11 protein-coding genes are annotated in these 11,786 nt (G+C 62.0%); 4 read left to right on the top strand and 7 right to left on the bottom strand.

Annotated elements, in window-relative coordinates:
• Positions 1–17: 17 nt before the first annotated feature.
• From A9D13_RS21105 to A9D13_RS09840, 3 genes are read left to right on the top strand one after another with little or no spacing between them, the layout of a single operon-like run.
• Positions 18–680 (top strand): restriction endonuclease subunit S, encoded by a 663-nt coding sequence (locus A9D13_RS21105; RefSeq protein WP_066772923.1) that lies wholly within the window; start codon positions 18–20, stop codon positions 678–680.
• Positions 677–1,675, top strand: coding sequence for a DUF4268 domain-containing protein (locus tag A9D13_RS09845; protein ID WP_066772921.1), 999 nt, complete (start codon positions 677–679; stop codon positions 1,673–1,675). Before A9D13_RS21105 ends, A9D13_RS09845 begins: the two co-directional genes overlap by 4 nt.
• Positions 1,675–4,842 carry a type I restriction endonuclease subunit R gene (locus A9D13_RS09840; protein ID WP_066772919.1) on the top strand — a complete coding sequence of 1,056 codons (3,168 nt, stop codon included), beginning with the start codon at positions 1,675–1,677 and terminating at the stop codon, positions 4,840–4,842. The genes A9D13_RS09845 and A9D13_RS09840 overlap by 1 nt, the downstream gene beginning before the upstream one ends.
• Here the strand turns inward: A9D13_RS09840 and A9D13_RS09835 are convergent, their stop codons facing one another.
• From A9D13_RS09835 to A9D13_RS09815, 5 genes are all read right to left on the bottom strand, one after another.
• On the bottom strand, positions 4,843–5,658 hold the full coding sequence (locus tag A9D13_RS09835) for a hypothetical protein (RefSeq protein WP_066772917.1): 816 nt from the start codon (positions 5,656–5,658) through the stop codon (positions 4,843–4,845).
• Entirely contained in the window at positions 5,655–5,936 is a 282-nt protein-coding gene (locus tag A9D13_RS09830) for a YgdI/YgdR family lipoprotein (protein ID WP_156521988.1), read from the bottom strand. Before A9D13_RS09830 ends, A9D13_RS09835 begins: the two co-directional genes overlap by 4 nt.
• 243 nt (positions 5,937–6,179) lie before the next feature.
• Positions 6,180–7,616: a hypothetical protein gene (locus tag A9D13_RS09825; RefSeq protein WP_066772913.1), complete on the bottom strand. Its 1,437-nt coding sequence runs from the start codon at positions 7,614–7,616 to the stop codon at positions 6,180–6,182.
• Positions 7,617–7,762: 146 nt separating this feature from the next.
• Entirely contained in the window at positions 7,763–8,353 is a 591-nt protein-coding gene (locus tag A9D13_RS09820) for a recombinase family protein (protein ID WP_066772911.1), read from the bottom strand.
• Between the two features lie 520 nt (positions 8,354–8,873).
• The gene (locus A9D13_RS09815) at positions 8,874–9,815 is read right to left on the bottom strand and encodes a toll/interleukin-1 receptor domain-containing protein (protein ID WP_172808141.1); all 942 of its coding nucleotides are present in this window, start codon (positions 9,813–9,815) and stop codon (positions 8,874–8,876) included.
• A gap of 485 nt (positions 9,816–10,300) precedes the next feature.
• On the opposite strand from A9D13_RS09815, the gene A9D13_RS09810 reads away from it, so the two are divergent.
• Positions 10,301–10,654 carry a type III secretion system chaperone family protein gene (locus A9D13_RS09810; protein WP_156521987.1) on the top strand — a complete coding sequence of 118 codons (354 nt, stop codon included), beginning with the start codon at positions 10,301–10,303 and terminating at the stop codon, positions 10,652–10,654.
• A 14-nt stretch (positions 10,655–10,668) separates the two neighbouring features.
• Here A9D13_RS09810 and A9D13_RS09805 read toward each other — a convergent pair whose 3' ends face one another.
• Positions 10,669–11,361: an LrgB family protein gene (locus A9D13_RS09805; RefSeq protein WP_066772907.1), complete on the bottom strand. Its 693-nt coding sequence runs from the start codon at positions 11,359–11,361 to the stop codon at positions 10,669–10,671.
• A complete protein-coding gene (locus tag A9D13_RS09800; protein ID WP_308420357.1) occupies positions 11,358–11,726 on the bottom strand; it encodes a CidA/LrgA family protein in 369 nt (122 codons plus the stop codon). Before A9D13_RS09800 ends, A9D13_RS09805 begins: the two co-directional genes overlap by 4 nt.
• Between the last annotated feature and the right edge of the window lie 60 nt (positions 11,727–11,786).

Below are 11,786 nucleotides of genomic sequence, written 5' to 3'. Positions count from 1 at the left end.
GAGGTTACCGGCGCCGAGTGGCGGTGCTGGAGGAGATGGCGCGGGGGATCTTCGAGGAATGGTTCGTCCGCTTCCGCTTCCCTGGCCACGAGAGCGTGCCGATCGTCGACACCCCAGACGGCCCGCTGCCGGAGGGATGGGCGCATGCACCTTTGGAGGACTTCTTGGTTCTTCAGCGTGGCTTCGACTTGCCGAAGTCCAAGAGGGTCGAGGGCGGCGTACCGGTCTTCTCTGCTAGTGGCTATCATGGCGGTCACAACGAGGCGAAGGTTGCCGGGCCTGGCATCGTCACCGGTCGATCCGGTACCATTGGGCAGGTCCATTTGGTGATGGATGACTACTGGCCGTTGAACACTGCGCTCTACGTGCGCGAATTCCGCAAGGCAGGTCCAGCCTATGCCCTTCTATTGTTGCGGCACATGGACCTCGCCAAGCACAGTAGCGGATCAGCAGTGCCCACACTCAACCGAAACCATGTACACGGGATCAAGCTGCCTGCTGCACCTCAACCTCTGATGGATCAGTTCGAACGGATCGCTTTCACCAATTTCGAGTGCATCCGAACGATCGAGCAGCAAAATGAAGGCCTCGCAGCCTCCCGAGACCTCTTGCTCCCACGGCTCATCTCCGGCCAGCTCTCGGTCGAGGCTGCCGAGCGTGACCTGGAGCTCGCTGCATGATCGTCAAGCTGGGCAAGGTCGAGCGGGTGAACTTGCGGGCTGCATGGCCGAACGAGGCCTCGCACTTCACGCCTTGGCTGGCATCCGAGGAGGGTCTGGAGCTCCTGCAGGACACCCTCGACATGGATCTGGAGGTGGAAGCTACGGAGAAGTTCGTGGGGCCCTTCAAGGCCGACATCCTGGCGAAGCGTACCGACACCACCGATGACCACTGGGTCCTTATCGAAAACCAACTGGAGAAGACGGATCACAGGCACCTGGGGCAGCTTCTGACCTATGCGGCTGGCCTGGACGCGGCCACGATTGTCTGGGTCGCCGAGACCTTCAGCGATGAGCACCGTGCAGCCCTCGACTGGCTCAACGACATCACCAGCGAGAAGTTCGAGTTCTTCGGGCTGGAAATTGAGCTCTGGCAGATCGGAAATTCGGACATGGCGCCGCAGCTCAACATCGTCGCCGAGCCGAACGAGTGGGTCCGAGAGGTAGCGCAGGGCGCAGCGGCGACACAGGTGTCCGACCTGAAGGAGCAGCAGCATCGATACTGGCAGTCGGTCCGCTCGATCCTGCTGGAGACCAAGAGCCCCGTTCGGCCCCGTAAGGCGCGGCCAAGGCACTATGCGAACTACGCCATCGGGCGTTCCGGGACGTGGATTTCCGCATGTGTGAACTCGTCGCGCAAGTCCGTGTGGGTGGAGTTCGCGTTCCGGGGGCCTCCAGGCAAGCTCTGGTTCGACGAGTTAGCCAGCCAGCGCGAGCAAATCGAGACAGCCATAGGGCAACCACTCGACTGGCAACGGCTCGACGGCAAGAAGATGTGCCGGATCGTGCTGCAGTTCGAGGGGGCGGACCCAACTAACGAAGTCGACTGGGCCCGCCAGCATGCCTGGGTCGTCGAGAAGCTGGAGCTGTTTCAACGGGTGTTCCGGCCCCATGCGATGGCGTTCAGCGACTTCGAGGGTGCTGATGGCGATGCCGAAGAGCCTGAAGACGCCTGATGCCCCCGTCGCTTTCCGGTCTCGTCGCCTCTGAGGATGGCATCGTCGAGCAGCCTGCTCTGGAGCTGCTGCAGGAACTCGGCTGGGCGCACGTCAATCTGATGGAGGAGCGGCCAGGTGCTACCAACCCGACCGGGCGTACGAGCTTCCGCCAGACATACCTACCTGCAAGGCTCCAGGAAGCCCTCAGGAAGCTCAATTCCGACCTACCCCAGGAAGCCCTGCAGCAGGCCGAAGAGGTGCTCACACGCGACCGTACGGGCATGGTGCCGGTGCATGCGAACCGAGAGGTCCTGGGACTGCTCGTGGACGGCGTCCCGGTCCAGGTGCGTCGGGAAGACGACGGCCAGTTCGAGGGCCTTCTGGTCCGCGTGATCGACTGGAAGAACCCCGAAGCGAATGACTTCACCGTGGCTAGCCAGGTCTGGATCGAGGGCGTGCTCCATAAGCGGCGTCCGGACACGATCGGCTTCGTCAACGGGCTGCCGTTGCTCTTCGCTGAGTGGAAGGCGCCTACCAGTCCATTGGCCGATGCCTACGAGAAGAACCTCAGGGACTACAAGGACACCGTCCCCCGCCTGTTCGATGCCAACGGTTTTGTGCTGCTCTCCAATGGCCTGGAGGCGGTCATGGGGGCGAGCCACGCGGCGTTTCAATGGTATGCTCCATGGAAGCGGTTGGAGGAGGGCGGCGTCGAGGACCCCGGCCTGGAGACAATGCTGCGGGCCACTTGCGAGCCCAGCCGCTTCCTCGACCTGATCGAGAACTTCGTGCTCTTCGACGATGCCAAAGGCGGCCTGCGCAAGGTGATCGGCAAGTACCACCAAGTCCTGGGGGTAAACAGAGCGATCGAGGCCGTGCGGCACATTGAGGACAACAAGGGACGCCTGGGGGTCTTCTGGCACACCCAGGGTTCCGGCAAGAGCCTGTCGATGGTGATGTTCGCCGAGAAGGTCCTGCGGCGGCTGGGAGGTAACTACACCTTCGTGGTCGTTACCGATCGGACCGAGCTCGACGATCAAATCGCAGGCCAGTTCGCATCGGTCGGAGCTCTGACCAAGGACATCCACCAAGCCCAGGCAGGCAGCCGAGCGCACCTGAGGGAGCTGCTGGCTGGGAACGAGCGGTATGTCTTCACCCTGATCCACAAGTTCGGCACCACGGACCAGGAGGTCATGCCGGTGCTGTCCGAGCGGTCCGACATCATCGTAATGACCGACGAGGCCCACAGGAGCCAGTACGACCAGCTCGCGGCCAATATGCGCAAGGCCCTGCCCAATGCCTCCTTTATTGGCTTCACGGGCACCCCGCTGATCCAGGGCGAAGAGAGCAAGACCCGCGAGGTCTTTGGCGACTACATCTCCGTCTACGACTTCGCCCAGTCGGTGAAGGATGGCGCGACCGTCCCGCTGTTCTACGAGGCTCGCAAGCCCGAGCTGCAAATGGACGCGGATGAGCTGCGTGACGAGCTGGACCAGTTGTTGGATGAGGCGGCGCTCGACGAGGAGCAGGAGAAGAAGCTCCAGCGCCAGTTCGCCCGACAGTACACGCTCATCACTGCGCCCGACAGGCTCGACAAGGTGGCCGACGATGTGGCGCTCCACTTCGCCCAGCGCGGGTATCGCGGGAAGGCAATGTTCGTGGCGATCGACAAGGCCACCGCCGTCGCCATGTACGACCGCGTCAAGGCTTCGGTCGCCAGGCTGATCGCCGAGGACGAGGAGAAGCTGAAGACCGCGCATGAGGCCGAAGGTGCGGCGATCGCCGAGCGGCTCGTCTGGCTGCGTGAACTCGACATGGCGGTGGTGGTCAGCCAGGGCCAGAACGAGGTCGACGACCTACGGCAGAAGGGCCTCGACATCCTTCCTCACCGGGAGCGGATGCTGAAGGAGGACCTGGAGGCCAAGTTCAAGAAGGCCGAGGACCCGCTGCGCCTGGTGTTCGTGTGCGCCATGTGGATCACGGGCTTCGACGTGCCATCGATCGGTACCGTCTACCTCGACAAGCCGATGAAGAACCACACGCTGATGCAGACGATCGCTCGCGCCAATCGCAAGGCCGAGGGCAAGACATCGGGTGTGATCGTCGACTACGTCGGTGTGTTCTCGAACCTCCAGAAGGCCCTGTCGGTCTATGCGGCTGGCGGCGGCGGTGAGAAAGGCAAGACGCCGATCGAGGACAAGGGGGCGCTGGTCGAGGACCTTGAAGAGGCGTTGCGACGTGCTCGGGCTTTCGTGGAGCCAAAGGGTGTCGATGTAGACGCGATCATGGCAGTGAAGGGGCTGGAACGCCTGAAGGTCCTCCAGGCGGGCCTTGAGGTCCTGGTGGCTCCTGATGACCGCCGACGTGAGTTCCTTCGCCTGGCTGGTGCCGTCACGAGGGCCTACAAGGCGATCCTGCCTGATGAGCGGGCCGTTCCTTTCCTCAGCCCTGTGGCGGCCATCCACGGCCTGGCGGAGTGCGTCAGGGCCAAGGTGGGGCCGGTCGACATCTCGGCCATCTCCGAGCGTATCGCGCAGATCATCGATGAGAAGCTGGAAGGCGTGGCGATCGTGACCCCGATGGTCGAGGGGGACACTGCTGAAGGCCGCGTGGACCTGTCGGGCATCGACTTTGAGGCATTGGCGAAGCTGTTCGAGAAGAGCCCCAAGGTGACAACCGAGCGCCTGAGGGAAGAGGCCGAGGAACAGGCCCGAAAGATGGCCGAGGCCAATCCCACCCGCATCGAGCTGGTCGAGCGGCTGGAGAAGTTGGTTGCCGAGTACAACGCGGGGTCGATCGACGTCGAGACGCTGTTCGGCGAGCTGCAGAAGTTCGTGAAGGGCTTGAACGAAGAGCAGCAGCGGGCGGCGCGAGAGGGACTGTCAGACGAAGAGCTGGCGATCTTCGACATGCTGACGACGCCGGAGCCCAAGCTGTCCAAGGCTGACGAGGTCGCGGTGAAGTCTGTGGCCCGAGAGCTCCTGGAGAAGCTTCACGAGCTCGTCGATGCTGTGGACTGGGTGAAGGCCCAGGAGACCCGTGGGGCCGTCTGGACGGCCATCAGGATGGGCCTCAACACTCTGCCCGAAGAGCCCTATCCACAGGAGCTGTGGGACGCCAAGGTAGCCCAAGTATGGGACTTCGTGCTGCAGCGGTATTCGGGTGGGGCGCCAGGGGCGGCCTGATTATTCGAAGTAGCCGGACGGCTTTGTCCATTCGACATCGTCGATCCAGACTGTAACGGCCTTGACCGCTTCGGGTTCAGTCTGGTCGCCGAAGTCAGAGAAAATGGTGACGGCGCCTAGAGCTCGCTCGTTGAAGTACCAGTTGATGGACCGAACGCCTTCGTCATCATCTTCGACTTGGCGTCCTCTGAGGACTACGAAGTCGCCCGACCTGATCTGTTCCAGCGTCTCATCATCGACCTCGATCGTGTGACTGCCGGTCGGGCTGCTGATGTCTCCATGAGCGGCCAGAAGAGCTTCGACATAGTCGACCCGGATCGTGTGCTCGCGGCTCATCATTGGATGGCACTCCTGGTCCGAGTTAGACACGACCAGCCAACATGGTGGGTCGAAGTAACCTTCCACCTCATCGTCTTCGTAAATGTAGTGGATTAGGGAGCCGATAACGCGCCGGGGCTTGTTGGACACGGTCTCCTTCGGTGAAGTGTTGACCCACCATTGGGCGTCGCCCCCTTCTCCTTCGCTTCTGAATGTGAGGCCCGAGCATTCCAGGCGCGGCCCACGATGAGCTTCGGTCGCACCCACGTCGACGCCCGTTTCCAGTCCAGCGCGTTGGAGCGTGGCCAAGGCTGCATCGACTTCTGCCTTGGACAGGTAGTGGAGAAGGAACAGGGCGCCGTTCTTCTTGGCAGGCCTGAAGGACCGCTCAAAGGCTTCGACCCCGCCTGCGTACCTCTGCGTGACCGCATCGCGCTTCACGATGACCGAATGGTATGCGGCAGGAAGGGCCCAGGGGTCGAGGATCATGACGGTCATCGTACCGGGAAATCCTTGCCATCGAGTGTAGTCCAGCCAGATGGGGTGGTGTTGCCGTCCTCGTCGGTGCTCCAGGTCAGCCTCCAGGTCTTGCCTGATGCAGTGTCGAGCTGGATCGCTTCCTGCGTGCCCGTTAACCAAACGATGACGAAACGGCCTGTCTGGAGGTCGTCGTAGCGGGTGGGTTGTACCGGCGCAGGTGAACTGCAGGCACTCAAGACGAGGCTGGCAGCGCCCAAGAGGGCAAGGCGAGGGCTTGAGGTTCGATAGTCGGCCATGGCTCGGCGCTCCTTCATGAGCGCGTGATGCCGTCAGGGCACCCGGAGCCGTTGGTGATAGGGTGATATTACGCAATCACCTTATTGGCGTCTAGCGGATAACGGCCTGTTGGTTTGGCTTCGGACAGCGAGGGGACTTTTCGTACTATATTACTGTCCGCGCCTGTTCGCTTCTTTCGGGCCTGAAGGGGCCTGAGGCTTAGGTGGTGGTGTAGACCACATCCCTGGTCACCTTAGGTCCTATTAGGTCCCCTTCGGTTTCTTCAGGGTCACCCTCGGGATCGCTGTAGAGGGGCGCCCCACCACACCCTCCACATAGGACAGGAAGGCTTTCTCTAGGACCCTTTTGGCTACTTCAGCGCCCGACAGCGGCACGATCAGTGCGTCATGCACCGGCAGGACCGCGATGTCCCTCTGGAACATGAGCGTTTCCATTGCAGATCGCAAGATTTCCGCCTCGTGATACTGCAGGTCGAGCGTGTCGATCCCGCAGGTCTCAAGGTGGAGAAGGGTCGGGTGGCGGTCGATCACAACGGCACCTACTTCGCGAATAGCGAACTCATCCTGCAGCCAGCGTCCTGGTCTCTCGTCCTCGTAAGCATCCTCGGCATCGTCCGACCACTGGAAGGGCCGGGAGTTGGACCCGCCGATGGCCTGCGATACCCAAGCCTTGATGACCGCTCGAGGCCAATCTGAAAACTTGTAGGGGTCGACATTGGCGTCGAAAGGCTGCCCCAGGAGGGCATGGAGGAGTGTAATATGGGATGCTCGCAGGTCGACCTCGGTCACCGCCTCCCCGTTTATCATGATGCTTTCGCGGCGGCGTTCGGCGCTCCACGCTTCGTATCGGTGCCCGCCCCGCAGCGAGTAGTACCTGCCGCCCTTGTTCCAGGCGTAGTCAGTTGTGTCCCCATTGTTGAAGATGCGGCGGAGACCAGGGAAGGCGACGCCGGAGATCCTCTGGGTGCTCAGGTAGCTGTTGATGCGCTCGACATCGTCCAGGAGCCCTTTGGGCACCGGGGAGGTCTCATCGAACAAGACGACTTCCGTAGGCTGCTTCGTGCGCCCCTTCCGTTCCCTCGTTTTCCTAAGGGCCAGACGCGGGGTATCTGAACTCGGCTGAACGCGACCCTCGGTGAAGCAGGTCCAATTCGCTCCCCAGGCGTCGATTGTCACGCCGTGCTGAGATGCGAGCTCAATCATACTGTCCGCCAGCCCGAAGCAGGTCTTCGATCCACCGATGACCTCGAAGCGCCCGGCCACGCGTCGATATACGGCTTGGCCATCGGTCTGTAGTAGAAGGCCGTTCGACACGAGTGGCACGACCGCGTCCCGGAAGATGTCGTAAGCGAAACCGAGGTCCTTCTTGACGAAGTTGGACCTGGACATTCCGTGATACCCCTGCCGGGGCTGCGCATTGGCCCGTGGACCTCTGTGAAAGTCGAAGAGGTCCGCGAGCAAGGCACCCGTCGCCGTCCGCATGGCCTGGACACTGGAGGGACGAGGCTCTCGTACTACACCCTCCTTGTCGACTGTTGCCTTGGCCGGAACAATGAAGGCCTGCATCAAATGCTCGACGAGGCCCTTTGCCTCAGACGACCGGGCGCCTCCCCACATGACCAAGGGGTAGGCTTTGGTCCGAAAGGCCTGGGCGGACTGGCGGCTGGCGGCGAAAGCCATAGGTACTCCTGGGTGTCTCTGCGGGTGCCGTCACGGCTTTCCCGGAGATGGGGTCAACGCCACTCGCCGATAGCGCCCAGAAGGCTCGAATGGAGCCACCAGAGCGCGATCCGGAGGAAGTTGTCCGCCGATTATTTATGGGGTGATCAGGAGGTTGCGTGTTGGCCGCAGTACCGTTTGACGCTGGTGGGACTAATGCCGAAGTGGGCTGCGGTTTGGCTGATGCTCGCGCCCTGTGCCTGTCTCCAAGAGGCCACCTGAGAGGCGTCAGCCGCCATCGGGCGCCCGAGGCTCACCTTGCCCCTGTGCGTGCGTCCAGTGGCCTTCAGGGAGGCCCTGGCAGCCTCTCGCCCAGCATCGCATCGCTCCCTGATCCGGTTGCGCTCGATTTCCGCCATCTGGGCCAGGACGGCGACGATGATCTTGCCTGCGTCACCCGCGATGGGTCCGAGGCCCCTGACGTCGACCGTAACGCCCTTGTCGATGAGGCGCTTCACCGTCGCCTGCACGTCGAGAGCATCACGGCCCAGGCGGTCGATCGAGAAGACGTGGAGGGTGTCGCCCTTACGAACATGGGCCAGGAGGCGACCGAAGCCAGGCCTGTCGGCTGCCAGCGTCCCACCGCTGACGCCCTCGTCAACGAACTCCTCGTCGAACGTGCGGCCCAAGGCCTCCCTCTGGGCCTCCACAGACTGGTCGTGGGTGCTGACACGGAAGTAGGCGACGTGATGGGTCATGGGTGGCCTCAATTGGTCCAAAAGATACCAATATTTATGGGCTAGGATCACAACGCCGTCAATGGTTCTTGTGGCCCATCCCAAGGAGGCCATTGGTGGGTGGTCCACAACCTACAAGTAGACGACCAGGCGCATCACCGAATGATTACTCGCCCTTAAGAGACCGCCAGTATGCTCGCCCACTGCAACATCAAACGCTGCGGGGTGACATGGGAAAAGGCGGATACAGCGGAGGCTCAACTGTATTCGGGCCGAGAGACTGGGATTGGTACGGCTACAGCAACGGTCACGGGGGCAAAAAGAAGTCCTTCAAGGCAGCCCGTCGTGGCAGCAGAAGGGCGCGTGAAGCGGCAATCGCTCGGTACGAGTTGGCCCTGCAGTGTGATCGTTATGCCCTACTCGCGGACGCGCTCAGGAAGGAGGGGTTCTCGGAAGCCGAAGTTCGGCGTGGGCTGCAGCTTCAGCGAGCACGAGACCGAACCAAACCTTGATCATAGGGTGGGGCCAGAAACGCGAATGTTCACGGCTCGCCCTGATCGCCGCCACTGGGATCATCGGACTTCGTCTTATAGATGTCACGAAGGTTCACGAGCTCCCGCACAATCTCATCGACGGACATTAAGCTCGTGCTGAGGGCCAGGCGGTTGGCCAATGATGGGGCGGCCTTGGCGACATCGTCTTTTGTCAGTCGGTGCCAGATAGGCAACAGTCGGCCCTCGCCACTTAGGGCCCGTTCGACCAGTCCATCCAGTTCGTAGCCGGTCCATTGCTTTGCGAAGAAGCTCGGGGAGAGGACCGCTACACCGAAGTATGAGCCACTTAGACCCTCGTCGATCTTCTGGCGTAAGCTGTCACCCCACTTCATGGCGAACTCGTCGTACCAGACCCGGAGGCCAGCCGCTGTTGCCTTCTCGGCGAGCTCGCGAACGAAGTCATCCTTGTCTTCCCAAGCATGCGAGATGAATACGTCGTACGCGTCGCTTTCGCCCGGAGGTGCAACCGGAGAGAACCGTGGGGCATTCCCAGCCTCCGCCTCTATAAACTGCGACACTTGGGCCTCAAGGTCTGCGATCCGCTGCTGCAGAGCTTGAGTGTTCGCCGCTGCAGCCTCCTCCGACCGCTTCTGACGGGCAGTATCCTCGCGCCTCCGTCTGTCCTCGGCTGCCATGTCCTTCTTCCGCTCGCGCTCTTCCTCTCGGCTGATCCGTTCCTGCAGCTTCCCGATCTCCTGCGTCTTAGAGGCCGCCTGATTTGCGATCCGGCTCTGATTGGCCTGGGCGGTCTGGAGCTTCTGCGCCTCCCGACTGGCTGTCGACATGTATGTTTTGGCCATGCTGGACGAGGAAGTCCGTTGTGCAGACCTCTGGGCGTTGTCGATCTTCTTCTGTGCGTCGGCGATTTTTTTGACTTCGCCAGCCTCCTTGGACCTCAGGTCCCCGAGCTGCTTGTTAAGCCGGATCAATGTGGCTCGATCTTGGGACAGGGACATGGACGCTCCGGGTTCTCGACTGGCGAGGTAATGTAGGCAAGCGTGCGTCAATTACGAGGCCGAGGAAACCTGGCGGACCAATGTCCCTCTTAGGTCGCTGGGTCCCTCTGGTGGACGCTGACGGTACCGCTGGGTGAATGTCGTGACCTCCTTAAGAAACGCGCCTTCGCTGCGATTGATATTGAAAGTTGGACCCTGAAGGTACAAACAGGCGGTCCAACCAACGCTGGACGGGGTCGTCTGAGGCACGGTTTTCTGCGGTTTCTGAAGATGGTCCGCCGCATCCTGTAAGCGGCACCATCCTCCCTTGAAAAATCGCGAAGGCCCAGTGCGCAATTTCTGGCGCAGCACCGGCTTGCAGCCATTCGCCGCGAATGGCTCGCCAATACGGTCCCCAATCGTTAGGATGTCCTCGTCGCCAGGTGCATGCAGGGGAGCAGGAGCAGGGGACGCCAATGATGGAAAAATCATCCGGGCAGGTTGAACCGTTTCCCAAGGGAATGGTCGTGGCCTCGATCGAAAAGCAGTTGGCGCATCTGCGCGACATGCTCTTGGCAGAGCTTCCCTTCGCTCTCGACGTCGCGATCAGCTTTGATGGAAAGCTGGAAATCCATGTCGATGTCCGCCGCCAGGAAGAGGCCTATCTCGTCGAGACGAAGCTGGGTTCGTTGCCGATCGGTCGATTTCAGCACATTAATCGCGGCAGCCCCCCGCATCACCCCTTTCTCCACCGGGTCAGCGCGCAATTCGTCCGCGATGCTGATGACGACGCTCCGCATGTTCCGGGCCCTGATGGCAGCGCGCGGGCGTAACGGCGGCTGGAAGATCAGCCCAGCAGCAATCCGGCCATCGACAGCAATGTCGCGGTGAAGACCGCGTTGAGCGCCATGCCAAGGCTTGCAAAAGCGCCGGCGGTCGGATCGACCTGAAACGCGCGGGCGGTGCCGAAGCCATGGGCGGAAACCCCTGCGGCGAATCCACGCGCGCGATAATCGGTGACCTTCATCAGGTTGAAAAGCGGCGTTGCCGTCATCCCGCCGACGACCCCTGCAAATAATACAATGGCCGCCGCGAGCGAGGGCACGCCGCCAAGCGCCGTGGCCATCGCCATCGCGACCGGCGTCGTCGTCGCGCGCGGGGCGATCGTGACCAGTATGTCCTGCGGCGCGCCGAACGCCAGCATGATGCCCACCGCGCTGATGATCGCAGTAACTGCGCCAGCTGAAAGTGCGATGCCGATCGGCAGTGCCAGCCTGCGGATCAGCGCGCGCTTTTCCCAGATCGGCACGGCAAGGCCGACGACCGCCGGGCCCAGCAGGAAGCTCAAGGGAAAGGTGGCATCGTAATAGCTGCGATAGTCGGTGCCCGAGAAATACAATATGGCGATCAGCACGGGCGTCGCCAGCAGCACGGGATGCGCGAATGGATGGCGATTGCTGGCGCGCGAGAGGGAGTCGGCCCCCTCGAACACGACAAAGGTGACGGCCAGCCAGAGGAGCGGCGCGGTCAGCGCAATCATGTCGCCGCGTCCTTGCCGCCTTCCGAAAAGCGCAACGCCCAGCGGAAGACCGATGCCGTCACGAACAAGGTCAGCACGGTCGAGACGATCGTCGCCAGCACCAGGGCGATCCCGTATTGCGTGAGCGCGTCGCCTTCATCGATCAGCCCGACCGCTGCGGGGATGAACATGATCGACAGATGCGCCGTCAGCCAGCCGCTCACGGCCGTCAGGCTCGGCCATTCGCGGCGCGTCAGGGCAAGCCAGCCGATCAGCAGGATCATGCCGATCACCGATCCGGGCAGCGGCACGCCCGACAGGCGGTGAATAATCTCACCGCATAGCTGAAAGACGAGCAGGAGGGCGATCGCACCGAGCATGGTCATGATGGGGCCAATCCGAATTTGTTTGGCAAGGGAACAGATGCCTCCTCTATCCGTGCGCGC

Source organism: Croceicoccus mobilis, assembly GCF_001661965.1.
Lineage (GTDB): Bacteria > Pseudomonadota > Alphaproteobacteria > Sphingomonadales > Sphingomonadaceae > Croceicoccus > Croceicoccus mobilis.
This window is presented reverse-complemented; position numbering and strand designations above follow the sequence as displayed.